This is a genomic window from Ruegeria sp. BA2 (assembly GCF_056539605.1).
On record NZ_JBQFVE010000010.1, the window covers coordinates 101857 to 125440 of the forward strand.

The window sequence follows — 23584 nt, forward strand, 5'->3', positions numbered from 1 at the left end:
AGAAACTCCAAAATCAGGCTCTAAGTAGGTGTTTCTCATGCGGCACCTTTTCCAATCTCAGGCAGACTCGGGGCCGCATCTATAAGTGTTCGCGTGTATGGGTGTTCAGGCTGGGTGAAGACCTGGTCAGTTTCACCTTGCTCAACGATCTTGCCAGCCTGCATTACCAACACGCGGTCCGTGATCGTTCGCACCACGCTCAGATCGTGGCTAATGAACAGGTATGTCAGGTCATAGGTCGCGCAAAGTTCGGCCAGCAGATCGAGGATACGGGCGCGGACCGAAACGTCTAGCGCCGAGACCGCCTCATCAAACAGGATCAGTTCGGGCCGGATGATCAACGCGCGGGCGATGGCAATCCGCTGCCTCTGCCCGCCCGAAAATTCGTGAATGTACCTGCCCGCATCATCGGGGCTGAGACCCACAGCGCTCAGCATCTCGGCGATGCGGTCCTGCCGCTCGGATCCGGATAGTGGGGTGTCGAGCAGGTGAAACGGCTCGGTGATCAGGCGTGCGACCCGGTGGCGGGGATTGAAGCTGCCATATGGGTCCTGGAACACAACCTGCATCTTACGACGCACGGCCAGATTGGGTCTGTGGCCTGAGAATACAGGCTGACCATCCAGAGTAATTCGTCCCTGCTGAACCTCTTCGAGCCCCAATATGGCCCGTGTTAGGGTCGATTTTCCACATCCAGACTCTCCGACCAACCCCAAACGTTCACCCCGGTTCAGAGTAAAGCTGACTTGATCAACCGCCCGATGGTGACCTGGCGTGTCGAATAAGCGCGTTCTGGGCAGGCGGTACTCCCGCACCACATTGTCGACTTCAAGCAATGGGCGCGGCGCAGGAGAGGCAGGCAGGTTGACCTGATGCCCCGAAGCCTCGAACAACATGCGGGTATAGGGGTGCTGCATATGGTTCAGCAGATGATCGGTTGCGCCGGTTTCAACCACCTCTCCATGCCGCATAACCACGATCTGGTCCGCCATGTCGGCAACCACAGCCAGATCATGGGTGATCATCAGCAGGCCCATGCCGTATTCCGACACCAGCCCCTTTAGCAGATCAAGGATTTGCGCCTGCGTGGTCACATCCAGCGCCGTTGTCGGCTCATCCGCGATCAGCAGCCGGGGACGGAGAGCAATCGCCATGGCGATCACCACACGCTGACGCTGTCCGCCCGACAGCTCGTGCGGAAAGCGTGTCATAGGGAACCGCTCGGTGGGCAATCCGACCCGCGCCAAAACCTCTTCGGCCCGTGCGCGCGCCTGTGCGGGGGGCATGGCCTTGTGGATCAGGATGGTCTCCATCACCTGATCGCCGATGGTTTTCACCGGATTCAGGGCGGTCATTGGCTCTTGGAACACCATTCCGATCGCAGCACCTCGCAGAACGCACATCTCAGCTTCGGGCTGGCTCAGCAGGTTTTGACCTTCAAGCTGCAGCACCCCATCTGCTTTGGCGCCGTTCGGCAGCAACTGCATTACGGCAAGGGCGGTCATGGATTTGCCCGAACCACTTTCGCCCGTGACAGCCACGATCTGCCCCGGCGCTATCGACAGGTTAATCCGTTTCAGGATCGGCGTGCCATGAATGGTCAGCGAAAGGTCCTTGATCTGTAGCAGGCTCATGCGCGGGCCACCCGTATCCGAGGGTCCAACCAATCGCGCAAGCCATCCCCAAGCAGGTTCAAACCCAGCACGGTCACGATAATCGCCAGACCCGGAATCAGAGCCAAATGCGGGGCAAAACTGACCATTGTCTGCGCGTCGGCCAGCATTCTGCCCCAGCTGGGCGTGGGGGGTTGTGCACCAAGGCCGACATAAGACAGCCCGGCCTCGGCCAGAATGCCCAGCGAGAACTGGATAGTGCCCTGAACGATCAACAGATTGGCGACGTTGGGCAGGATATGTTCGGCCGATATCCGCGCCGCGCCTTTGCCGGATACGCGGGCGGCGAGAATGAACTCGCGCTCCCACAATGACAACGCTGCGCCCCGGGTAATGCGGGCGAAGACAGGGATGTTAAAGATACCGATGGCGATGATCGCATTTATTGCCCCTGCGCCAAAGACGGCGGTGATCAGAATGGCGATAACCAGAGACGGGAAGGCAAAGACCAGATCGTTGCCACGCATGATGACCTCGTCCAGCCAAGACCCTTTGCGCGCGGCGGCAGTCAGGCCCAAGGGCACGCCCAGCGCCATTCCGATCCCGACGGCCACCAACGCCACCGCAATCGATGTGCGCGCGCCGACCATGATCATCGAGAACATGTCGCGCCCGAAATGATCCGTGCCAAACCAGTGTTGTGCGTTTGGCGGTTGCAGCTTGGCCGGGATGTCCAGCGCGGCGTGGTCATATGGCGTCCAGACATACGACACGAGCGCCGCCAGAAGTACCAGCGAAGACAGTGCAGCACCAAGGATCAGGTTGCGGCTCATGTCCTGCTCCTTAGTCTTGGATCGACGGCGGCATAGGCCAGATCGACCAGAAAGTTCACCATGATAACGGCGAAGACCAGCAGCATGACAACCGATTCCACCACGATCAGATCACGCGCCGAGATCGCCTGAAACACCAGCCGCCCGAGGCCGGGCAGATAAAATACCTGCTCGATGATGATCGAGCCGGCCAGCAGGAAGGAAAATTGCAGCCCGATGATTGTCAGCACCGGGATCAGAGCGTTCCGTACACCGTGTCGCCACAACGCCTGTCGGCGCGAAAGGCCTTTGGCACGTGCGGTGCGCATGAAATCCTCGGCCAGAATGTCCAAGAGCGCTGATCGCATGACCCGAGCGAGGATCGCCGCCTGCGGCAAAGCCAAAGCAATGGCAGGCAGGGTCAAAGAATGCAGACCCACCCACACGCCGTTTTCCCAGCCTGCGAACCCTCCAGCGTTGAACCAGCGCAGATTGATGGCAAAAACCAAAACCAGCATCATGGCAAACCAGAAGTTCGGTACAGCGATACCAAGCTGGGTCGCGCCCATCACGGCCACATCACCCGGTTTGCCGCGTCGCGCAGCGGCGTAGATACCAGCCGGAAAGGCAATCAACGTGGATAGCGTCAGCGCATAAAGCGCGAGCGGCAGCGACACCCACAACCGATCGGCAATCATCTGCGATACGGGGGTGCGATAGGTGTAGGAGGTACCGAAATCACCGACCAGCATCCCGCCGACCCAATTGAAATACCGCTCGATCTTTGAGACATCGAGGCCTAGCTCTGCCCGCAATGCAGCCAACGTATCGGGCTGCGCATTCACGCCCAGCATAAAAGACGCCGGATCGCCGGGCGCAACCTCGATCACCGCGAAGATGACGACCGAGGCAACGGCTAGACTCAGGATCAGCGAGAGAAGGCGTTTGAGGGCATAACGTAGCATTGGTAACAGGTTAAGTGTGCGGAATGCGCGGGTCCAGCATCTACTTGTAGGCCTGCCGCTCTGTCCGAATCAGGTTGATTGCACAGGTGGATAGTTCAGCGGCGGGCTCGGTCTCGGACAGCCATTCCAGATTGGTTTCCGTGCGGGCCAGCGTCGCGCGACGTAGAACCATCAACCGGGCACGTGGGCTGTCCAGAAACTCTGCTTGCGGGATAACGGTTTCAAGCGGGCTATCGGTACGGATCACTTCGAAATAACCGCCCGATAAGGCTAGAAATGCGAAGGCGCAATCGGGTGCCTCATCGGCACATTGATCAGTACAAAGCTGCGCGATGGGCCGGGTTGATGCCGACGTCATCAGCCAATCTTCAACCGCTGGCCGCCACGGATTGTCCGGGGATACGTCGCCATATCCCAACCCAAGCGCCAGCAGGCCTGCCATGTCTAATGCCTGCTCCGAATTCGCGTCCACCGGATCAGTTTGAATATGGCGCAGCGCGGCAAGGCCGTCGCCACGTGGTTCGGGCTGACCAGACAGATAGGTCAGATAAGGTTTCAAATCCTGCATGACCTGATCGTCTGCCAACAAGCGCCCGCGCTGGTCATCATCGCCATACAGCGCCACGATCCGGGTGGGGTAATCCGTGGCCTGATGTTCGCCCAGCGCGTTGAGTTGCGCAATCAGATCAAGATCGGGCTCTGGCCGTTTTGCCTGCATTAGAGCCTGTGCAAGCTCATTTCCGTCCCGCACTTCGACCATCAGCCAGGACTGCCCGAAAGCACTGAGATCTTTTTGGCGGAACAATTCACGCGATTGATCAGGATCAAGCGATTGGCGATAGGGCGATGGGCCCAGATCCGATGCCTCGATCCTGGCGAGCAATAAACGTGCTTCGACAACACCCTTGTTGGCGAGATCCGCCAGCAAAGGCAGGGATTGCATATCATTCCCCTGCAGCCACAACGCCACCGCCTGCTGCAGCGGCGTGTTGGCTCGCGCGGTCGGCGCGAATAGGACCTGCGCCGCGAGTATAAAAGCGGCGAGGAATAGTCTGATCATGCGCAGCCCCCTTATTGGATCTATTCGTCCCAACTGATGGCTGTCAGGTCGATCGCCGCAGTGGGCGCGTTTTCCCACAGGCCTTGGACCCCGGCTTTGGCCACCCCAAGCTTGGCGAACTGGAACAAGTAGCCATTGACGTAGTCGGTCGATATCAGGCGCTGCGCTTCTCCCAACAGACGTGTACGTTCATCAGGGTCTGTGGTGGAGTTCAGCGTATCCATCAAAGCCTGAAAATCCGTGCTGTCATACTGGAAGTAATAGTCGGGGCGGGCATAGATACCGATATCCATCGGCTCGGTATGGCTGACAATGGTCAGTCCAAATTCTTTGCCCCTGAATACGCTTTCCAGCCATTGCGCCCATTCTACATTGATGATCTCGGCTTTGATCCCAATCTCGGCCAACTGGGCGGCGACAATCTCGCCCCCGCGCCGGGCGTAGGAGGGCGGCGGCAGATGCAATGTGGTTTCAAATCCGTCGGGATAGCCTGCCTCAGCCAGAAGGGCCTTGGCTTTCTCAGGGTCATAGGCCGAATTACCGGTCAGATCGACATAGGCCGGATTGTGCGGTGCAAAATGCGTGCCGATGGGTGTGCCATAACCGAACATCGCACCGTCGATGATGGCCTGCCGGTCAATTGCATGGGCCAAGGCCTGCCGGACAAGAATATCATCAAACGGCTCCTGTTTATTGTTGGTTGACAGGATGGTCTCACCCTCGGTCGAGCCGACAAGAACCTTAAAACGTGGATCAGCCTCGAACTGCGGCAGGTTCTCGGGCGCTGGGAAATTTTCGAACGCATCCAAATCCTCAGCCATCATGGCCGCAAAAGCAGCCGTGGGGTCCGAGATAAATTTGAACGTTGCAGTCTCTAACGCAGGTTGGTCGCCCCAATAATTGGGATTGCGGTTCAGGGTGATGCTGTCGCCTTGCACCCAATCGGCAAAGGTGAAGGCCCCGGTTCCCACTGGGTTGGTCTTGATATTCTCGATGCTTTCCGGAGCGACGATGACTGCATCACCCCAGGCGAGATTAAAAAGGAAATTGCCGTTTGGTTCCTTCAATGTCACTTGCACGGTCAGAGGGTCCACCACTTCGACGGCTTCGATCCCGGCAAACAACGCCTTTTGCGCATTGGCGCTATCTTCGGCACGGGCACGATCGAGGCTGAATTTGACGTCTTCGGCATCCATCGTGGTGCCGTCGTGAAACGTCACGCCATCGCGCAGTTTGAAGGTATAGACGGTGCCATCATCCGAGATTTCCCAACCTTCAGCCAACCCTGGAACCACCGAACCGTCACCCATGAACCGGGTCAGGCCTTCGAAAATGTTGGTGTAAACAACCGAATCGATGGCTTGTGCGGCAGCGCTGGTTGGGTCCAGATGCGGCGGTTCCAGCTGTATGCCGATGGTGATATCTGATTTTGCCAAGGCTTGCGTGGCAATCAGACTGGCACCCAGGGCCAATGCCGACGCGAACGAGCGAAAGCGCTGCTTTGTCATAAAAATCTCTCCCCACATTGTACGACTGTCCCGATGACTACGGATCGTTCTGAGACTGATCCTGCCAGAAACCCCGGGTCAATCAAGGGATTGTTGGCGCAACCGGGGTTTCTTTGCACCTGCCGCATCTGCTATGCCGCGCTGCAACATGACCCAGCGAGGAGCGATCATGAGCGCCACCGCCCGCAAGAAAGCCCCAAACGCCGAGGATATCCGCGCCCGGAAAGGCACGGACCCCTTGGTCTCGCTGACCGCATATACCACGCCGATGGCCCGCCTGATGGACGCGCATTGCGACTTTGTTCTGGTCGGTGACAGCGTCGGTATGGTGCTGCATGGGCTGACATCGACCCTTGGGGTAACGATGGAGATGATGATCATGCACGGCCAGGCCGTTGCCCGTGGTCTGGACAAGGCGATGATGGTGATCGACATGCCATTTGCAAGCTACGAGCATGACCCAGCGCAGGCCTTCCGCAACGCAGCCCGGCTAGTGTCTGAGACCGGCGCTGGGGCGGTCAAGCTGGAAGGCGGCGTGGAGATGGCCGAGACCATTCGCTTTCTCGTGAAACGCGGCATCCCGGTGATGGCGCATATCGGACTGACACCACAATCGATCAACACATTGGGGGGCTACAAGGTTCAGGGCCGCAATGAGCAGGCCGAGTCCGTGTCGGCCGACGCCCATGCCGTTGCCGAAGCAGGGGCATTTTCACTCGTGTTAGAGAAGGTTCCGCAGGGTTTGGCCGACCGGATCACCGCAGAGATTGCGATTCCAACAATCGGGATCGGTGCCTCGGCTGGTTGTGACGGTCAAATTCTGGTCGTGGATGACATGTTGGGTTTCTTCACAGAGTTCAAACCAAAATTCGTCAAACGATATGCTGATCTGGGTCCGATGGCCGAAGCGGCCATTGCTGAATATGCAGCCGATGTGCGTGCCCGTAGCTTTCCCACAGATGAACATGTCTTTGCCGACACGGCGCCCGCCAAAGGACCCAACGCATGACCGCGCCCATCCTGCGCCAATTGGCTGACCTGCGCGCTCTGACCCGTGAGTGGCACCAAAAAGGGGAAGTGATCGGCGTTGTACCCACCATGGGCGCGCTGCATCACGGGCATCTGTCCTTGGCGGAATCCGCAAAGGCGGATTGTGACCGAGTGATTGTAACCATCTTCGTGAACCCCAAACAGTTCAACAACGCAGACGACCTTGCCAAATATCCGCGTACCGAAGTGGAGGATGCCGCGAAACTGGCCCCCTACGATGTCGATGCAATTTATGTACCTGACCCGGATCAGATCTATCCCGCAGGGTTCGCAACCACTGTTTCGGTCTCGGGCCTGACCGATGTGATGGAGGGTGAATTCCGACCTGGGCATTTCGACGGAGTAGCAACCGTCGTCGCCAAGCTGTTTCTGCAGACGCAGGCAAATCGAGCCTATTTCGGGGAAAAAGACTATCAGCAGCTCATGATCGTGCGTCGGATGGCCAAAGATCTTGATATTCCGATTGAGGTGATTGGCTGCCCCACAATACGCGAACCTTCGGGTCTGGCGATGTCGTCGCGCAATCAACTTTTGTCAGAGGGCGGTCTGATGATCGCCTCCGAAAAGCACCGGATCATGCGCGCGCTTGTACAGGCGATGGAACACGGAGACGCCTTTGAGGCGCTGGCGCAGCAGGCGCAGGCGGATTTGCTGGCCGCTGGTTTTACCAATGTCGAATACCTTGAACTGCGCTGTGCCGAAACGCTGGAACCATTGACCCATGCCACCCGACCGGCTCGGTTGTTTGCGGCCGCTTGGGCCGATAGCGTTCGGTTGATCGACAATCTACCGGTTTCGCCGGTCTGATTTCCCCTCTGGTACGCGCAGCATTGTTTGCGCTAAAGTCCCGCAAAACCATGGCGGGAGGGGCGCAGGCATGACCTATATTCTGGCAATCGATCAAGGCACGACATCGTCTCGTGCGATCCTGTTTGACGCGCAAATGCAGCGCGTCGGTACAGCTCAGCGCGAGTTCACACAGTATTTCCCGCAGGAAGGCTGGGTCGAGCATGACCCAGAGGAGATCTGGGACAGCGTTCTGACCGTTTGCCGGGAAGTACTGAAAACCACCGGCGTCGCTGCCAGCCAGATCGCCGGGATTGGGATTACCAATCAGCGTGAAACCACAGTGATCTGGGATCGCAACACCGGCACCCCGATCCATAACGCCATTGTCTGGCAGGACCGTCGCACCGCCGACATCTGCGAACGCCTGCGCAAAGCCGGGTGCGAGGACGATGTGACCGCCCAGACCGGCCTGCTGCTGGACCCCTATTTCTCGGGAACCAAGGTCAAGTGGCTGCTGGACACCGTGCCCGGCGCACGCGAGCGCGCCGCTGCGGGAGAGTTGCTGTTCGGCACCATCGACACATTCCTGATCTGGCGCCTGACCGAAGGTCGCGTTCGCGCCACCGATGCCACCAATGCGGCCCGCACCCTGCTGTTTGACATCCACAAGGGACAATGGAGCAGCGAAATTTGCGACCTGCTGGATATCCCTGGGACCATGCTGCCCGACGTGCGGGATTGTGCGGCGGATTTCGGATCAACGCAGCTGCTGGGTGGCAACATCCCTATACTGGGCGTGGCAGGGGATCAGCAGGCCGCAACGATCGGACAGGCCAGTTTTCAGCCGGGCATGATGAAATCCACCTATGGCACAGGATGTTTCGCGCTGCTCAACACCGGGGCACAGCCGGTGGAATCGAAGAACCGACTGCTGACAACCATTGCCTATCAGCTGGACGGGCAAAAAACCTATGCGCTTGAGGGTTCGATCTTTATTGCGGGTGCGGCGGTGCAATGGCTGCGCGATGCGTTGCAGATCATTGATGCGGCCCCGCAAAGTGGTGAACTGGCCGCGCAAGCCGATCCGACCCAGCATGTGGTCCTCGTCCCTGCCTTCACTGGCTTGGGCGCGCCGTATTGGAAACCCGATTGTCGCGGCGCCATCTTCGGCCTTACCCGCAATTCAGGCCGGGCCGAGATCACGCGCGCCACGTTGGAAAGCATCGCCTTCCAGACCCGCGATCTGTGGCACGCGATGGAGGGCGATTGGGGTGCAAAGGCTGACGTGATCCTGCGCGTTGATGGTGGGATGAGCGCGTCTGACTGGGCGATGCAGGGGCTTTCGAACATACTGGGCGCGCCAGTCGACCGCCCTGTGATGCAGGAAACCACCGCGCTTGGGGCTGCTTGGCTGGCAGGTATGAAAGCAGGTGTCTACCCGGATCAGGCAGGATTTGCCGAAACCTGGGATCTGGATCGCCGGTTTGAACCTGCGATGGCCGATGCCGACCGAGACGCGGCTTACGCGCGGTGGCAACGCGCGGTTCAGGCGGCCATGGCGTTCTAGCTGTGGTCTTTCATCAGGCGCTGCTTCTGACGTGACCAATCCCGCTTGGCTTGCGTTTCGCGCTTGTCGTGCAGCTTTTTACCTTTGGCGATGCCGATCTTCAGCTTCGCCCGACCCTTGTGATTGAAATAGAGCACCAGCGGCACCAGCGTCATGCCCTTTCGCTGGGTCGCGTTCCACAGGTTCGACAATTCCTTGCTTGTGACCAGCAGCTTACGGCGGCGACGCTCTTCATGCTTGAAGACCTTGGCCTGCTCATACGGCGCGATGTAGCTGTTGATCAGCCACAGTTCCCCATCATCGACCGAGGCATAGCTTTCAGCGATGTTCGAGCCACCCGCACGAAGGGATTTGACCTCGGACCCTTCCAGCACGATACCGCATTCGATATCGTCCTCGATTGCATAATCGAAGCGCGCACGCCGGTTTTCGGCGATCACTTTGTAATTCGGGTCAGTGTTCTGCTTCTGCTTGGCCATGACGCGTTGATGTATGCCGCTTGCGCGCGCCTTGCAAGACGAGGTTATGAATTGGCTGAGATTATCAAGTCAGGGCCAAAGATCGTATCAGCGTGGTTGTGCAGATAAATCTTGAGCCAAGGCGTAAACCGGTCCGGGTGTCGTTTCACCTCGGCCAGTAAATCATGATAATCGACCCAGCGAATATCCATCACTTCGTCCGGGTTAGGCTCGATTTTCAACGGACCGCGCACATGGGCCAGAAAGACATCGACCACTTCATTTTCGACAAGACCGTTGCCGACATCCGCGTGATATTCCAACCGATGCCGATACTCGGGGTAAAGCCCGGTGATCCCCAGCTCTTCGTTCAGGCGACGAACGGCACAGTGCGAGGGGCTTTCGTTCCAGTCGGGATGGGTGCAACAGGTATTCGCCCAGAGGCCGGGCGTATGGTATTTGCCCAACGCACGACGTTGCAGCAATATCTCGGTCCCGCGCACAACGAAGACTGAAACGGCCTTGTGCTTCAGGCCTTTTTCATGGGCCTCCAACTTGTCGACAGGTGTCAGTTCACCCTCAACCCAGGCCGGGATCAAGATTCCCATCTGTTGTCTCCTGCTGGCGATTGCCGGTCCGTGCGGTTTTGCCGGTTTTCTCCCAAAGTGACGCGGATGGCGACATCAATCAATCGCACGAAAGGCCGCAGGGGCTGCGGCCTTTCTTGTTTCGTCCGAGATTTTGCTGACGGTTTTATTCGCCGGAAACACTCACGATATAGGCGTAGACGTCTTCACCGCCCTTCTTCAATTTGAAGGTCATTTTCGACTTGGCCGAGGTTTCACCAAGATAATCCTTCAGGAACGCTTTGGGGTCTTGAGCATAGGCCACAAAGGTCTCTTCATCCCAAACCAGACCATTCTCACCAGCTTCGACAAGGCTGTCGCCATATCTAAAACCTTCTTCGGTTCCGGCGGTACGACCCGCGATACCGTAAAGGTTCGGACCTGTCTTGCCGCCTTTGACAATCACTTCACCCGCAGGATCAGCGATCATGTGGCAGGATTTGCATTTGTTGAAGGTTTTCTTACCCGCTTCAGCGTCGCCTTCTGCGTAAACAGGAAGGGCCAGCAGACCGGCAACAGCGGTGGCAAGGATACGATTCATAGCTTTTTGCTCCGATACGAATTAGCTGCACCGAATGGACTGCTGGCGCAGCAGAGAGTCAACGCGCAGATTGCCGCGCGATGGCACTGTGTCACGCCGCCCTGGCGCTGTCCTTAACCGAAGTCATGTAACTGTGACCAGCAGGGCAGAAGGTCATTGGTGCTGGGCGTGGCCAGATAAATTGCCCGCGCGATCGCCCGCGCCAGACACATCGAAGCCGCGTGCCCAATCATTGCCACCGCCTCGGGCGCAACGCTGCGCGCGCCTGTGCTGAGGCCAAAAACAAGGTCTCCGTCTCCGGGTGTGTGGGCTGGAACAATGGCACGAGCGATGCCGTCATGGGCAGCGACGGCCATCCGCTGACATTGCGGTTTGGTCAATGTAGCATCGGTTGCAACTACGGCTATCGCGGTGTTTGTACGATCCGGCGGGACTGCATGCATTGCCTGAGCCTTGCGGCTGACATGCGCCCTGCCTAGGCCTGATGCGGGATCTGGCCCAAGCCCGCCAAACTCGCCATCCAACTCAAACGGCGCTGCCCAGAAATGACGATCGCCCGGGGTGGTCACACTGCCAATCGGGTTGGCAGCAACCAATGCTCCGACCGTTGTTCCATCCTCTAATTTTAGCGACGCCGAACCCAGGCCACCCTTGTGCATCGCGGCTAATGCGCCAGTTCCGGCACCCGCCGTGCCCAGTTCAAATTCTGGTGATGCAGCCTGATAGGCGGTCCTCCCAAGCGCGCGATAGGGGTTTTCAGTCCAGTTCTTATTGCCGCCATTGAGCAGATCGAACAGAATCGCCCCCGGGACAATGGGAATAACAGCCGAGCCCACCCTGAATCCGCGCCCTTCTGCGTGCAGGGCATCTGACACACCCGAGCAGGCATCGAGACCAAAGGCCGAACCTCCAGACAAGGCAATCGCGTCGACGTGGTCCACGGATTTGTCGGGTCCCAACAGATCGGTTTCGCGCGTGCCCGGCGCTCCTCCCATCACGTGCACCGAGGCGGTGAAAGGCTGGTCCGCCGTCAAAACAGTTGTGCCCGATTTCAGCGTGTCATCTTGCGCGTTGCCGACTTTAAGGCCGGGGACATCAGTGATCAGGTTTTTGGGTCCGGGTGTCATTTTCGTCTCGGGATTTGGAACGGGAAGTGCGCTGAGGCGCGCTGCCTCCGGCGGGGATATTTATGGCCAGATGAAGAGGCGGATCAGATGCATCGGCCGCCATCCACTTCGAGGGCTGTGCCGGTGATCATACTGGCCTCGTCCGAGCACAGGAAACAGGCCGCGTTCGCCATATCTTCGGGTGTAGAGAAGCGCCCCAGTGGGATGGTCGACAGGAATTTGGCGCGAATTTCAGGCGTGTCTTCCCCCATGAAGGATTTCAGCAATGGCGTTTCACCAGCAACCGGGCAGATTGCGTTGACGCGTATACCCGAGGGAGCAAGTTCAATCGCCATCGTTTTGGTTGCGGTGATCATCCAGCCTTTGGACGCGTTGTACCAATTGAGGTTGGGGCGAGGTGATAATCCGGCCGTTGAGGCAACATTCAGGATCGCGCCTACGCCGTTGGCCTTCATCTGCGGAACAAAGGCGCGCGCGGTGAGGTAAACGGATTTCATGTTCACCGCAAAAACGCGGTCGAAGTCTGCCTCACTGACTTCTTCAAGCGGTGTTGGCAAATGGGTTACGCCAGCATTATTCACCAATATGTCAAGCTGACCGAATTCGGCATGAGCCGCGTCCGCCATGGTTTGAACAGAAGCTCCATCACCTACATCCACCTGTTGCGCCAGCGCGTTCGGTCCAAGTTGCGCCGCCAAGTCCTGTGCCGCGTCGCCGTTGATATCGGCTATCAGCACGTGGGCGCCTTCTGCCAGAAACTTCTGCACGATCCCCGCACCAAATCCGGATGCACCGCCGGTCACAATCGCGGTTTTTCCGTCAAGCCTCATGGCTTTACCTCCCCTGCGTATTACCTCGGCAGAGTAGCAAGGCGGGCGGAAACTGCCAGATCAATCTTCAGAGACTTTGCCCCTCAGGGCTTTGACATCGCCGCGCGCCTTCTTCGCCGCGAGCCGTCGTTTAACGGATCCATAGGTGGGCTTGGTGGCAATGCGCCGCTTGGGTTTGACCAGCGCACGAGTGATCAAATCGGCCAGTCTTGCGCGGGCGATTTCACGATTTCGGGCCTGGCTGCGGGTTTCTTCGCATTGGATGATGATCGCACCATCTTTGGTCCAGCGCCGCCCGGCCAGACGTTTCAGCCGGTTCTTGACCGGGTCCGGCAGAGAAGGAGAGCGCGCGGCTTCAAACCTCAGCTCAACTGCCGTGGAGACCTTGTTGACGTTCTGTCCGCCAGGGCCAGAGGACCGCACAAAGTTCTCGGTCATTTCCCAGTCCTGCAGGATGATATCCTCGGTGATGTGCAACATGGGGCGGACCTTACAAGTTAGCGGGCGAAACAGAAAGGGCCGCCCCGGTGGGACGGCCCTTCGAAAGTTCAGGAGGTTGGGTCGGTTAGATCAATCGACCAGCCGGAGCGCGCGCTCCGCCAAGGGCTGCCTTAACAGGCGATCCCCCCGGTTGTTCCGACACCTCTCTCCAATCTCTTTCTCGACACTGGATCACCTCCTTTTCTATCTGTTGCGGTTAATTTTGAGCCTGACACAAGATGCGCCAATCTCAAAGCACTTTTTTTATGCAGGTTGCGCGGCGGTCAAACGGGCAACGATCACCTTGAACGGAATCAGGGCAATTAGCGCCAGCGACAGTTTCACCAGCCAGTCGGCGAAGGCCAGCGTTACCCAGAGTGGGGCCATCGGGCCGCTTAGCATAAACGGCACAGGCTCCCACGCCCAGTTGATCGCGGCATCCGCGTTGGCACCGAAGAAGGTGACCGAGGCCGAGAAGGCGAGAGTGAAAAAGATCGCCGTATCCAGCGCCGAGCCAACCAGCGTCGAGACCAACGGCGCGCGCCACCAGCGGCCACCGCGCAGCGAGTTGAACACGGTGACATCGGTCAGCTGTGCGATCAGGAAGGCGGTGCCCGAAGCAACTGCGATACGCAGCGGCACGGCAGCATAGGTGAAGCCGTCACCCTGCAGCATGATCTGGCTGCCGATTAGCGAGCAGATGATGCCGGTGACAAAGCCGGCGAATACGACCTTGCGGGCCGGGCCCACGCCGTAGACGCGGTTCATAATGTCGGTGACCAGAAAGGCCAGCGGATAGGTGAATGCACCCCAGGTCAACAGCCCGTCAAAGATCAGGAACTGGACCAGAATGTTTGAGGCCACGACGATCGAGGCCATGGCAAGAATGCCGGGAATATAGCTGCGTTGCATTTTCAGATGCCCGTTTTGACAAGGTAGCGGCGACTTGGCCCCGGGCTCATCCCAGGGCAGGCCGTGCGTTTAGACCTTTGTGTTGGACCTGTCAATCGGGCAGCAGATATTCCACCAACTCAGTGCGCTGTAGGGCAAGGAAGTTGTCATCCGACACCATCGTTGCGCGCAAGTGTCCATCTGCGTCGCGCCAAACCGACAGACCTTCGAGATTGTCATGGGTCCCCGTGTCTGTCTCGAATAGAATTTCTTCGGCTTGCGGAATATCGTTCGCGATCTCCCAACGCCGCAAACGTGAGCGGAAGCCGATGAAAGCAACAGCCCGCTCAAGAACATAAAACCGCCCATCCGGACCGAAATCAGCAGCAACCGGCAGGAACTTTCCACGCGGTGGCAACACAAAAGGCGTCGACCAGCGGCTGCCATCCCAGCGATAGACAGGTATATCGCCGCGCCGGGTCCGGCTCTTTTCGGTCAGAGTATAAAGCCGCCCTTGATCATCAATCGCCAGCCCCTCGAATGAGCCGTTATCATCGAGGTTCTGAAACTCTCGGGGGCGCGGCAGAACACGCGCCTTGGCACCGGGGGCGGAGTAGTGCGCTATGCGGTGGACCCCTTCGAACGAGATATAGAAGCTGCCATGCGGCGCAATCGCGATCCCTTCGGAATCCCCTGGCCACCCCTTCAAGACACGGCCTTTACTGGACAGGATCAACCAGTTTTCAAGGAGCTGGATGTTGCGGATTTGAGTGCCGTCCCGCTCGATCCGCGCCGACACCAATCGCGATCGATCGCTGACGGCGATCAAATGGCGACCATTCCCCGAGATATGGATCGCCGAAAACCCGCCAAACCAGTCGGCACTATAGCGCCAATCATAGCTTTCCAGCAGCGAAGCACGCTTGAGATCGACCGCCCAGGCTGGTCCAATCCAAAGCAAAGCCGCAATCAGTTGGATTGCAAGACGGCGGTGCATTGCTGGGGCAAATCAGCCAGGCGGTACTCTCTGCGTTTTTTGGGTGCAGGCGCGTTTGGATCAGGTGGCGGCGGGTTCAGAATATTGCGCACCCATTGTTGCGCCTCGGCGCAGCCATCGCCCTTCGGCGGCGGGTCCTGATTGACGCATCCTTTTGAACCCCTTGGGCATTTCAGACGCACGTGAAAATGATAGTGATGCCCCCACCATGGTCTGATCTTGCGCAAGTAAGCCTTGTTGCCCTTCTCATCATTGCACATCTGCACCTTGGCGCCGGGGAAAACAAATATCCGGGCGACGCGCTTGTCCTTTGCAGCCTCGCGGAGAACCGCATGATGCTGCTTAGTCCAGTTGCCGTTCACATAGGCTCCGTTCGAGCGACGCAATGAAATTGACGAGATATTCTCGCGCGCCTTGCGGCTGAGGCGCATATTGTCCCCAGGCAACATCCAGATATCGATATCCAACCCGAGTTGATGCGAGCGATGGCCCGAAGTCATTGGCCCCCCACGCGGCTGGCTGATATCGCCGATATAGAGACCGTTCCACCCCGGTTGCTTGGCGGCAAATCGGCTGAGGTCTTGCACATAGTCGATCGCCTCGGGGTGCCCCCAGTTGCGATTACGCGACAGGCGCATAGCCTGCCAAGTTGGACCGGTTTCGGGCAATTGCACTGACCCGGCTGCACATCCGCGCGAATAACTGCCGAATGCCGCTGATTTTTGCTGTGACCCAACCTTTTGGGCTCCAAACAACTGTTTGGCCAAGGGCTGTGCCCCAGCTGTGCCTGCCAGTACTGTTACGACCAGAATGGCCAAAAAGCGTAATAAATTCATCTGCTCTGATCCCCTTCCGGTTTCACCCAGCGCATCAGGAATAACCCCAGAATAAACAACCCGATGATCGGAGACACCCCCAATCGCGCATTCCCGGTTACGGTTGTTGCAATCCCGATCAACAATGGTGCAGCAAAGGCGGTGGCGCGGCCCGACAGACCGTACAGGCCAAAGCTCTCGACCGGGGCCTTGGGGTCAGTATGGCGTACCATCATCGATCGGCTGGCCGATTGCAAAACGCCACCCATGCCGCCGATCAGGATACCGCAGCCAAAGAACACCATATCCGGCAGGCCCGAGCCTTCGGGTAAGGCAATGCCATAAATCTGAGTTCGATCCATCGACACAATGGTGACGCAGACAAAGATCAACACCCAGATAGTGATCATAATCACCGGTTTAGGGCCGAATTTCCGATCCATCTTGCCACCGATCCATGCGAATATGGCCGAGGCCAGAACGCTGACAATGCCGAACACGCCGATCTTGATCAGGTCCCACTCCAGCACCAGCCGCGCATAGACCCCACCAAAGCTGTAAAGCCCGTTCAGCGCGTCACGATAGAACATGGACGAGCCCAGATAGGTCGCCAGACTGACCCGGTGGCGCAGGTCCGAGATGGATTTGCCCAACAGCCGCAGAGCCTCGCCCAAGCCGCCATGTTTGCCGCTGTTAGGATCATCGCGCACCCACAAGAAATAGGGCACCATGAACAAGATGAACCATCCTGCGGTAAACGGTCCGACAAAGCGCGTGCCTTCCTGCGCAGCAGCGTCCAGCCCAAAGGCAGGCTCGATCCCGATTAGCGTCTTGCCGTTGGGTTGTTCGACAAACAACAGCAGCATGATCGCCAGTGAGATCAGCCCGCCGAAATAGCCAAAGGCAAAGCCCGAACCCGAAATCTCTCCAACCTCATCGTCGTCCCCCAAATCGGGCAATTGCGAGTTGATGAAAATCAGCGCGTATTCCGCGCCCACAAAGCCCAGACCAAATGCCGATAGCATCAGCCACATGTTCGAGCCGTCGGGCATCGTGTACCACAACGCCGCCGAGCCCACGGCGTACATAACCGAAAATCCAAATATCCAGGGGATGCGGCGGCCTGAGACATCTGCCATCGCGCCCAGCAAAGGCGCACCAAAAGCGATGATCAATCCGGTGATGGTCAGGCAATTGGCCCAAACCGTTTGCGCCCGCGCGGCGGCAGCCTGCGCGTCCAGCCCGGTTCCGGCAAAATACCCAGCGGCAACACCCGCGAAATAAGGACCAAAGACAAAGGTCACCAATAGCGAATGGTACGGCTGGCTCGCCCAGTCAAAGAACCACCAGCCCCAAATACGCTTGCGCTTGGATATTACTGCCATCGATGCCTCTGTTTTTCGTTGTTTTCATAAGACGGGGCTTTGGGCTTTTTCGCAAGGGTTGTGTTGGGACAGGCTTGCTCTTTGCGACCTCTGCGCTTAGGTCTCTGCAAACGCGAAAAAGGAAGTGCCCATGCTGTCGCTGATCCAAATCTTGCTGCTGATCCTGGACATCGTCTGGTTCATCATCCTGGCCCATGTGATCATGAGCTGGCTGATCAACTTTCAGGTGTTGAACCTGCATCAACAGCTTGTCGCGCAAATCTGGTACGGCCTGAACCGCATATTAGAGCCGATCTACGGCCCCATCCGCCGCATCCTGCCCAATATGGGCGGGCTTGATCTGACGCCTTTGGTGGTACTGATCGGGGTTTATGCGCTGCGGATAATTCTGATCAACAATGCGGTCTATTTCTACTGACCTCTTGTTCACCGAATCTTAGTATGTGATGGTCCTGTCTTAAGAGCAGATAAACCATAAAACAGGGCCACCCCGCAGATGTTCGACTCCGCACCCTTGCTGCGCGATGTCTTTGGATTCGACGCCTTCCGCCCCGGGCAGGAAGAGATTGTTGATGCCGTGACAGCGGGTGAGAACGTGCTGGCGATTATGCCCACGGGTGGTGGTAAATCCCTGTGTTTCCAATTGCCTGCACTGTTGCGAGACGGCGTGACCGTCGTGATCTCACCTCTCATCGCACTGATGCGGGATCAGGTGCGCGGATTGCAAGAGGCTGGGGTTGAGGCCGGGGCGCTCACGTCAGGCAACACCCCCGAAGAAACCAATGCCGTCTGGGAGGCGTTAGAGGCCGGGCGGCTGAAACTGCTTTATATGGCACCGGAACGTCTGGCGGCTGGGTCAGCGCTGGGAATGCTGCGCAGGATCAACGTCAGCCTGATCGCGGTGGATGAGGCGCATTGCGTCAGCCAATGGGGTCACGACTTCCGCCCTGATTTCCTGCGGATTGGAGAGCTGCGGCGCGCCTTGGATGTGCCTCTGGCCGCGTTCACCGCAACGGCGGATGCGGAAACGCAGGATGAGATCGTTCAGAAATTGTTTGACGGCTCTAAGCCGCGCAAATTCCTGCGTGGCTTTGATCGGCCCAATATCCATCTGGCCTTTGCCGCCAAGGACGGGCCGCGCAAACAGATCCTCGACTTTGCCTCTGCGCGCAAAGGGCAATCCGGCATCGTCTATTGTGGAACCCGCAACAAGACCGAAGTGCTGGCTCAAGCCCTGCGCGCCGAAGGCCACACGGCCTGTCACTATCACGGCGGGATGGAGGCCGAAGATCGGCGTATAGTCGAGACACGTTTCGCCCGAGAGGATGGGCTGATTGTCGTCGCCACGGTCGCCTTTGGCATGGGCATCGACAAACCCGATATCCGCTGGGTTGCGCATGCGGACCTGCCCAAATCGATTGAGGCCTATTATCAGGAAATCGGCCGTGCGGGCCGCGATGGGGCCCCTGCTGAAACAGTGACCTTATTCGGACCCGATGACATTCGATTGCGTCGCTCCCAGATCGACGAAGGTTTGGCCCCGCCCGAGCGGCGCATGGCGGATCATGCGCGCCTTAACGCGTTGCTGGGTTTGGCTGAGGCCCTGAAATGCCGTCGTCAGACCCTATTGGGATATTTCGGGGAACTCGCTGAAGCCTGTGGTAAGTGCGATCTTTGCGACAACCCGCCCGAGGTCTTCGATGGCACCACGCCTGTTCGAATGGCTTTGTCCGCAATCCTGCGTACCGAGGAATGGTTTGGCGCGGGCCACCTGATCGACATTCTACTGGCCAATGAGACCGACAAGATCCGGGCGCGGCGGCATGACACGCTGTCCACTTGGGGCATCGGCAAAGACTGGTCGCGCCCGCAATGGCAGGCGATCTTTCGTCAGATGATGGGCCACGATCTGGTCCGTCCCGACCCCGAGCGCCACGGTGCACTGCGCATGACCGAAACCGCCAAACCGATCCTGAAGGGCGAGGCGCAGATCGATCTGCGTAAGGATACCATCCGCAAAGCCTCGCGACGACCCGCGGTTAAGGCGATAGTGTCCGAGGAAGACGCGCCGCTGCTTTCGGCGCTCAAAGCCAAACGCCGCGCATTGGCCGAGGCTGCACGGGTTCCAGCCTATGTCATCTTTCCCGACCGTACCCTGATCGAAATGGCCGAGACCCGCCCCGCAAATCTGGACGATATGGCCCGGATCAGCGGTATCGGCGCTAAGAAGCTGGAGCGCTATGGCGTGACGTTCCTTGAGGTTTTGACAGGCGCGGTGGAAGAGCTTCACCCCGCAAGGCGCAAGCTGGCAGGCCGCGATCAGGGCGACATTTATGATCAGTTGCTCAAGGTGCAGTCCGAGTTGTCTCGGGGGCCCGACGGTATTGACAAACCGCTCAGCTGCACCGCTTCGCAACTGGCCAAGGTGGCGCAGTTACGCCCGGACGATCCACGCGGGATGGAGCAAGTTCTGGGTGACCGCCGACACGAAAGGTTTGGAGCGGCGTTTCTGGACGTGCTGCAACAAGCGGGCTAGATACCCAACGACAGGCAAGAAACGAGGGCGGATATGCTGGTAGTGATTTCCCCGGCCAAACGGCTGGATTGGGCGGAACGAAATGTCGACGTGACCCAACCCGCTTTTCAAGACGACGCAATCCGCCTGTCGAAAACCGCGCGCAACCTGACGTTGGGTGATCTGAAAAAGCTGATGGACCTGAGCGATGATCTGGCCCGCCTGAACCGTGATAGATATCGCGTGTTTTCAGATGCACCCGAGACAGATGCGACACGCCCCGCCGCCTTGGCCTTTGCGGGTGACACGTATCAGGGTCTTGAAGCCGCGTCGCTGGACGCGGATGAAATGGCCTGGGCGCAAGATCACCTGCGCATCTTATCCGGCCTCTACGGCGTATTGCGCCCGCTGGATGCCATTCAGGCCTATCGGCTTGAGATGGGCAGCAAGTTGAAAACCCGCCGTGGCAAGAACCTGTATGAATACTGGCGCGATCAGTTGAGCAAAGCACTGAATGCACAAGCCACCGTAGCCGAAAGCAAGGTTCTGGTGAACTGCGCCAGCCAAGAGTATTTCGGCGCGGTCGATCTGAAAGCGCTGAAGCTGCCCGTTGTGACCCCTATCTTTATGGAAGACAAAGGCAGCGCGCCTAAAATCGTCAGCTTCTTTGCCAAAAAGGCACGTGGCGCAATGGCGCGTTATGTCATCCAACACCGCCTAACTGATCCCAAAGGACTGCTTGATTTCGACAGCGGGGGATATGAATACCGGGCAGATTTATCCTCGGAAGAGAGGCCTGTTTTCGTGCGCCCCTATCAGGCCTGATTCAGCATCGACGGATCGTAAGCCACAAGTTCGACCGTGTTGCCTTCGGGGTCCTGAGTGAAAATTCCGCGCCAGCCGATCCAGCCGAACTGTTCAACACGATAGGGCTGACCGATTTGTTCGTACCAACGGATGACAGCCTCTTGCTCTGCAAAGGGCACAGACAGTGCGATATGGTGCAACGCCGAGGCACATCCTGTCACCGGGGCTTTGTTCGGTGTCTCTGATCCGGTTTCAGATCCAACCGAATGATGAAACAGGGCAAGCACCTGCGTGTGTCCCCCGAACCCTTCGGCGATTTTGAAGAATGTGATGGCAGAGTTGTGATCGCCTTGCAGACGCTGCAATCCGATCACCGACTCGTAGAATTGCACCATCGCGCCCATGTCGGCACATCGAATTGCAATCTCACCCAACCCTCTGGGCTGAAAACCACGCTGATCCGACATCAAATTGTCCTATTCCACCCGTTCATCATCCGCACCAACCGCGCGGACGTCAGCGGGTTGGTGTTCCAATATCATCTTGTGAATCAGCGTCTTATGCAACGGTTTGGTTAAATACTGATCCAGCCCCGCCGCAAGAATACCTTGGTCATCGCCTGCCATCGCATGCGCAGTCAGCGCGACGATAGGAACATGGCGATCGGTCCCGATTTCACGACGTCGAATCTCACCCGTGGCCTCTTTGCCGTCCATTTTGGGCATCGAGATGTCCATGAAAATCAAATCCGGGTCAAAGCTGGAATAGGCCTCAACCGCCTCCAGCCCGTTCGAGACAAATTCGAGATCGATGTTCAGATCCTTCGTCATCTTTCCAAGTATCAACTGATTGGTCCGATTATCCTCGGCGGCCAAGACACGCATCAGTCTCTGATCCTGTGAAACTTTGGGTTTAGACGGGCCATCAGGCGCCCGGTCGTCACTGCGATTCGGTTTGAATACGGGCGCGCCCATCGCCATCAGTCGGGAATACAACTCGGCCCGGGGAATGGGCTTTTGCAACACGCCGTCAATCAGGCGATGGGCTGGGTCGGCGTGAATTACGCCGGGATTGGCCGACATCACCACGATGGGTAGCTCACCCCAGCCCTTTTCGCGCAGCGTAGTCGCAAGCTCTAACCCGTCCATATCCGGCAAATCGTGATCGCACAGAACCAGATCAATGGATTTATCGATCGCAGATAACGCCTGGGCCCCGGTCGAGCACGTGAGCGCCTGAGACCCGAGCCGGTCCAATTGCTTGGTCAGGATCGCACGGTTGACGGCCATATCCTCGACCACCAGAACACGCCCCAACTGCCCGGCCAAATCGGGTGGTGCCGGTTGCGGGCCTTCTGCGGTCGGCATCGATATGCGAAAGCCAAAGCATGATCCCTTTTCCAGTTCGCTTTCGACCCAAACCGTGCCCCCCATCATGGTGATCAGACGTTTGGTGATCGCGAGACCAAGGCCCGTGCCTTCGAACTGGCGGTTCTGGGCATCCTCGACCTGATTGAATTCCCCAAAGATATGCGGAACCTTGTCAGCCTCGATCCCAATGCCCGTATCCTCAATGGCCACGTGAATATCGCAGCTCTCGGTCGTTGCGTCCGGAACACCTGTCACCCGGATCAGGACATGACCCTGCGTGGTAAATTTGACCGCGTTGCCGACAAGGTTGGTCAGTATCTGGCGAATCCGACCAGGATCACCCACAAAGAGCGTTGGCAGGAACAGGTCATAGTCCACCAGCAAGGTCAGGCCCTTATCGCGCACGCTGGGTTGTAACAGCATTGCGACCTCAAGAATGCAGCGTTCCAGATCGAACTGTTCGGGGTGCAGCGTCAGCTTGTCGGCTTCGATCTTGGAATAGTCCAGAACATCGTTAATGATGACCAACAAAGCCTCGCCCGAATTGCGAATTGTACTGACATAGAGCCTTTGTTCTTCGTTCATCGGCGTCTCGGTTAGCAACTCAGTCATGCCAACGATGCCGTTCATCGGGGTGCGAATCTCATGGCTCATATTGGCCAGAAAGGCGGATTTGGCCCGGTTGGCCGCCTCAGCCCGTTCACGCGCGGCATTCAGCTCGGCCTCATGCCGGACCGAAGCGGTGATGTTCAGCGCAAGGCTGAGCACGTCGCCCCCGTGGCCGCGCTGATCGATCAGACGGATATATTGACCATTCCACAGCTGGATTACTTCGGGCTCGGGATGAGGTTGCCCCCAACGCGCAAGCATGCGGGCCTGCCAATTCTCGATCTTTTCCGCACCGATATCCACGATCCCTTCATGGGTCAGAATCTCGAGAATACGCGTGTAAGAAATTCCCGGTGCGACCTCCTCCAACCCATCGAACACACTCAGATAAGCAGCATTCGCACCGACCAATGTGTTTTTGCCATCGAAAAAGGCAAAACCGTCGGGGATGGTCTGGACCGAATGCCACAAACGACGTTCGGCCACTTCGACCTTGGCATGGGCCACGGTCAGGTCTGATTTGACCTTTTCATTCTCATCCCGAACGGTCGCAACTTCGGCCTGGGTTTCATCGATCTGGCGCGTAAGCGCGATGGCGTGGCGGCCTAGTTTGCGATTGGCGGCAGACAGCTCGGCCTGTTTCAGGTGCAAAAGCCGTTCGGCGGCCAAACGTGCGCGCCGCTCTTGTGCCAGTTTTTCTGCAAGGCTCATGAATCGTGTTCCCGCGATACTTTGCGCCGAGCATCGCGGGAGAGCATGAAAAAGTGCT

Annotated in this window: 23 protein-coding genes; 6 read left to right on the forward strand and 17 right to left on the reverse strand. The window is 58.0% G+C overall.

The genetic code is table 11. The features are described 5' to 3' along the window. Positions 1-35: 35 nt before the first annotated feature. The 5 genes from ACR0NN_RS18715 to ACR0NN_RS18735 are packed head-to-tail and all read right to left on the reverse strand — an operon-like array spanning position 36 to position 5958. Complete coding sequence (locus tag ACR0NN_RS18715) at positions 36-1634, reverse strand: dipeptide ABC transporter ATP-binding protein (protein WP_170725177.1); 1599 nt, start codon at positions 1632-1634, stop codon at positions 36-38. Next, entirely contained in the window at positions 1631-2446 is an 816-nt protein-coding gene (locus ACR0NN_RS18720; protein WP_170684338.1) for an ABC transporter permease, read from the reverse strand. Before ACR0NN_RS18720 ends, ACR0NN_RS18715 begins: the two co-directional genes overlap by 4 nt. Further along, positions 2443-3390: an ABC transporter permease gene (locus ACR0NN_RS18725; protein ID WP_170725176.1), complete on the reverse strand. Its 948-nt coding sequence runs from the start codon at positions 3388-3390 to the stop codon at positions 2443-2445. The genes ACR0NN_RS18720 and ACR0NN_RS18725 overlap by 4 nt, the downstream gene beginning before the upstream one ends. A gap of 40 nt (positions 3391-3430) precedes the next feature. Then, the gene (locus ACR0NN_RS18730; RefSeq protein WP_170725175.1) at positions 3431-4450 is read right to left on the reverse strand and encodes a hypothetical protein; all 1020 of its coding nucleotides are present in this window, start codon (positions 4448-4450) and stop codon (positions 3431-3433) included. A 20-nt stretch (positions 4451-4470) separates the two neighbouring features. Next, positions 4471-5958 carry an ABC transporter substrate-binding protein gene (locus ACR0NN_RS18735; protein ID WP_170725174.1) on the reverse strand — a complete coding sequence of 496 codons (1488 nt, stop codon included), beginning with the start codon at positions 5956-5958 and terminating at the stop codon, positions 4471-4473. 169 nt (positions 5959-6127) lie between these two features. On the opposite strand from ACR0NN_RS18735, the gene panB reads away from it, so the two are divergent. The 3 genes from panB to glpK all read left to right on the forward strand — a co-directional run bounded on the left by panB (position 6128) and on the right by glpK (position 9364). After that, positions 6128-6967 carry a 3-methyl-2-oxobutanoate hydroxymethyltransferase gene (gene panB / locus ACR0NN_RS18740; protein WP_170725269.1) on the forward strand — a complete coding sequence of 280 codons (840 nt, stop codon included), beginning with the start codon at positions 6128-6130 and terminating at the stop codon, positions 6965-6967. Beyond that, positions 6964-7815, forward strand: coding sequence for a pantoate--beta-alanine ligase (panC, locus tag ACR0NN_RS18745; protein WP_170725173.1), 852 nt, complete (start codon positions 6964-6966; stop codon positions 7813-7815). The genes panB and panC overlap by 4 nt, the downstream gene beginning before the upstream one ends. A 70-nt stretch (positions 7816-7885) precedes the next feature. Continuing rightward, a complete protein-coding gene (gene glpK, locus ACR0NN_RS18750) occupies positions 7886-9364 on the forward strand; it encodes a glycerol kinase GlpK (protein ID WP_170725172.1) in 1479 nt (492 codons plus the stop codon). On the opposite strand, the gene smpB is transcribed toward glpK, so the two are convergent. The 10 genes from smpB to ACR0NN_RS18800 form a co-directional block, all read right to left on the reverse strand. After that, complete coding sequence (gene smpB / locus ACR0NN_RS18755) at positions 9361-9843, reverse strand: SsrA-binding protein SmpB (protein ID WP_170684344.1); 483 nt, start codon at positions 9841-9843, stop codon at positions 9361-9363. The genes glpK and smpB overlap by 4 nt on opposite strands. A gap of 44 nt (positions 9844-9887) precedes the next feature. After that, entirely contained in the window at positions 9888-10430 is a 543-nt protein-coding gene (idi, locus tag ACR0NN_RS18760) for an isopentenyl-diphosphate Delta-isomerase (protein WP_170684345.1), read from the reverse strand. Between the two features lie 145 nt (positions 10431-10575). After that, positions 10576-10989, reverse strand: a complete 414-nt coding sequence (locus ACR0NN_RS18765) for a cytochrome c family protein (RefSeq protein ID WP_170725171.1) — start codon at positions 10987-10989, stop codon at positions 10576-10578. A gap of 113 nt (positions 10990-11102) precedes the next feature. Next, the gene (locus ACR0NN_RS18770) at positions 11103-12116 is read right to left on the reverse strand and encodes a P1 family peptidase (protein WP_170725170.1); all 1014 of its coding nucleotides are present in this window, start codon (positions 12114-12116) and stop codon (positions 11103-11105) included. 83 nt (positions 12117-12199) lie between these two features. After that, positions 12200-12946 (reverse strand): SDR family oxidoreductase, encoded by a 747-nt coding sequence (locus ACR0NN_RS18775; RefSeq protein ID WP_170725169.1) that lies wholly within the window; start codon positions 12944-12946, stop codon positions 12200-12202. 60 nt (positions 12947-13006) lie between these two features. Beyond that, the gene (gene arfB, locus ACR0NN_RS18780) at positions 13007-13426 is read right to left on the reverse strand and encodes an alternative ribosome rescue aminoacyl-tRNA hydrolase ArfB (RefSeq protein WP_170725168.1); all 420 of its coding nucleotides are present in this window, start codon (positions 13424-13426) and stop codon (positions 13007-13009) included. 264 nt (positions 13427-13690) lie between these two features. After that, positions 13691-14338 carry a queuosine precursor transporter gene (locus ACR0NN_RS18785; protein ID WP_170725167.1) on the reverse strand — a complete coding sequence of 216 codons (648 nt, stop codon included), beginning with the start codon at positions 14336-14338 and terminating at the stop codon, positions 13691-13693. A gap of 91 nt (positions 14339-14429) precedes the next feature. Then, on the reverse strand, positions 14430-15314 hold the full coding sequence (locus ACR0NN_RS18790; RefSeq protein ID WP_170725166.1) for an esterase-like activity of phytase family protein: 885 nt from the start codon (positions 15312-15314) through the stop codon (positions 14430-14432). Continuing rightward, positions 15287-16150 (reverse strand): penicillin-insensitive murein endopeptidase, encoded by an 864-nt coding sequence (gene mepA, locus ACR0NN_RS18795; protein WP_170725165.1) that lies wholly within the window; start codon positions 16148-16150, stop codon positions 15287-15289. Before mepA ends, ACR0NN_RS18790 begins: the two co-directional genes overlap by 28 nt. Further along, positions 16147-17514, reverse strand: coding sequence for an MFS transporter (locus ACR0NN_RS18800; protein WP_170725164.1), 1368 nt, complete (start codon positions 17512-17514; stop codon positions 16147-16149). Before ACR0NN_RS18800 ends, mepA begins: the two co-directional genes overlap by 4 nt. A 130-nt stretch (positions 17515-17644) precedes the next feature. Here ACR0NN_RS18800 and ACR0NN_RS18805 point away from each other — a divergent pair, with 130 nt between their 5' ends. The 3 genes from ACR0NN_RS18805 (at position 17645) to yaaA (ending at position 20854) form a co-directional block, all read left to right on the forward strand. Continuing rightward, on the forward strand, positions 17645-17932 hold the full coding sequence (locus ACR0NN_RS18805; protein ID WP_117871642.1) for a YggT family protein: 288 nt from the start codon (positions 17645-17647) through the stop codon (positions 17930-17932). Positions 17933-18010: 78 nt separating this feature from the next. Next, a complete protein-coding gene (recQ, locus tag ACR0NN_RS18810) occupies positions 18011-20050 on the forward strand; it encodes a DNA helicase RecQ (RefSeq protein ID WP_170725163.1) in 2040 nt (679 codons plus the stop codon). Between the two features lie 33 nt (positions 20051-20083). Then, entirely contained in the window at positions 20084-20854 is a 771-nt protein-coding gene (gene yaaA / locus ACR0NN_RS18815) for a peroxide stress protein YaaA (RefSeq protein ID WP_170725162.1), read from the forward strand. On the opposite strand, the gene ACR0NN_RS18820 is transcribed toward yaaA, so the two are convergent. Then, entirely contained in the window at positions 20845-21303 is a 459-nt protein-coding gene (locus tag ACR0NN_RS18820) for a VOC family protein (RefSeq protein ID WP_170725161.1), read from the reverse strand. The two genes, yaaA and ACR0NN_RS18820, sit on opposite strands and share 10 nt — an antisense overlap. Before the next feature lie 9 nt (positions 21304-21312). Further along, positions 21313-23526, reverse strand: coding sequence for a response regulator (locus ACR0NN_RS18825; protein WP_170725160.1), 2214 nt, complete (start codon positions 23524-23526; stop codon positions 21313-21315). Positions 23527-23584: the final 58 nt, after the last annotated feature.

Bases quoted from the DNA above. Each gene is read 5' to 3' on its own strand.
- ACR0NN_RS18715 (WP_170725177.1), bottom strand. From the start codon at position 1,634: ATGAGCCTGCTACAGATCAAGGACCTTTCGCTGACCATTCATGGCACG.
- ACR0NN_RS18720 (WP_170684338.1), bottom strand. From the start codon at position 2,446: ATGAGCCGCAACCTGATCCTTGGTGCTGCACTGTCTTCGCTGGTACTT.
- ACR0NN_RS18725 (WP_170725176.1), bottom strand. From the start codon at position 3,390: ATGCTACGTTATGCCCTCAAACGCCTTCTCTCGCTGATCCTGAGTCTA.
- ACR0NN_RS18730 (WP_170725175.1), bottom strand. From the start codon at position 4,450: ATGATCAGACTATTCCTCGCCGCTTTTATACTCGCGGCGCAGGTCCTA.
- ACR0NN_RS18735 (WP_170725174.1), bottom strand. From the start codon at position 5,958: ATGACAAAGCAGCGCTTTCGCTCGTTCGCGTCGGCATTGGCCCTGGGT.
- panB (WP_170725269.1), top strand. From the start codon at position 6,128: ATGAGCGCCACCGCCCGCAAGAAAGCCCCAAACGCCGAGGATATCCGC.
- panC (WP_170725173.1), top strand. From the start codon at position 6,964: ATGACCGCGCCCATCCTGCGCCAATTGGCTGACCTGCGCGCTCTGACC.
- glpK (WP_170725172.1), top strand. From the start codon at position 7,886: ATGACCTATATTCTGGCAATCGATCAAGGCACGACATCGTCTCGTGCG.
- smpB (WP_170684344.1), bottom strand. From the start codon at position 9,843: ATGGCCAAGCAGAAGCAGAACACTGACCCGAATTACAAAGTGATCGCC.
- idi (WP_170684345.1), bottom strand. From the start codon at position 10,430: ATGGGAATCTTGATCCCGGCCTGGGTTGAGGGTGAACTGACACCTGTC.
- ACR0NN_RS18765 (WP_170725171.1), bottom strand. From the start codon at position 10,989: ATGAATCGTATCCTTGCCACCGCTGTTGCCGGTCTGCTGGCCCTTCCT.
- ACR0NN_RS18770 (WP_170725170.1), bottom strand. From the start codon at position 12,116: ATGACACCCGGACCCAAAAACCTGATCACTGATGTCCCCGGCCTTAAA.
- ACR0NN_RS18775 (WP_170725169.1), bottom strand. From the start codon at position 12,946: ATGAGGCTTGACGGAAAAACCGCGATTGTGACCGGCGGTGCATCCGGA.
- arfB (WP_170725168.1), bottom strand. From the start codon at position 13,426: ATGTTGCACATCACCGAGGATATCATCCTGCAGGACTGGGAAATGACC.
- ACR0NN_RS18785 (WP_170725167.1), bottom strand. From the start codon at position 14,338: ATGCAACGCAGCTATATTCCCGGCATTCTTGCCATGGCCTCGATCGTC.
- ACR0NN_RS18790 (WP_170725166.1), bottom strand. From the start codon at position 15,314: ATGCACCGCCGTCTTGCAATCCAACTGATTGCGGCTTTGCTTTGGATT.
- mepA (WP_170725165.1), bottom strand. From the start codon at position 16,150: ATGAATTTATTACGCTTTTTGGCCATTCTGGTCGTAACAGTACTGGCA.
- ACR0NN_RS18800 (WP_170725164.1), bottom strand. From the start codon at position 17,514: ATGGCAGTAATATCCAAGCGCAAGCGTATTTGGGGCTGGTGGTTCTTT.
- ACR0NN_RS18805 (WP_117871642.1), top strand. From the start codon at position 17,645: ATGCTGTCGCTGATCCAAATCTTGCTGCTGATCCTGGACATCGTCTGG.
- recQ (WP_170725163.1), top strand. From the start codon at position 18,011: ATGTTCGACTCCGCACCCTTGCTGCGCGATGTCTTTGGATTCGACGCC.
- yaaA (WP_170725162.1), top strand. From the start codon at position 20,084: ATGCTGGTAGTGATTTCCCCGGCCAAACGGCTGGATTGGGCGGAACGA.
- ACR0NN_RS18820 (WP_170725161.1), bottom strand. From the start codon at position 21,303: ATGTCGGATCAGCGTGGTTTTCAGCCCAGAGGGTTGGGTGAGATTGCA.
- ACR0NN_RS18825 (WP_170725160.1), bottom strand. From the start codon at position 23,526: ATGAGCCTTGCAGAAAAACTGGCACAAGAGCGGCGCGCACGTTTGGCC.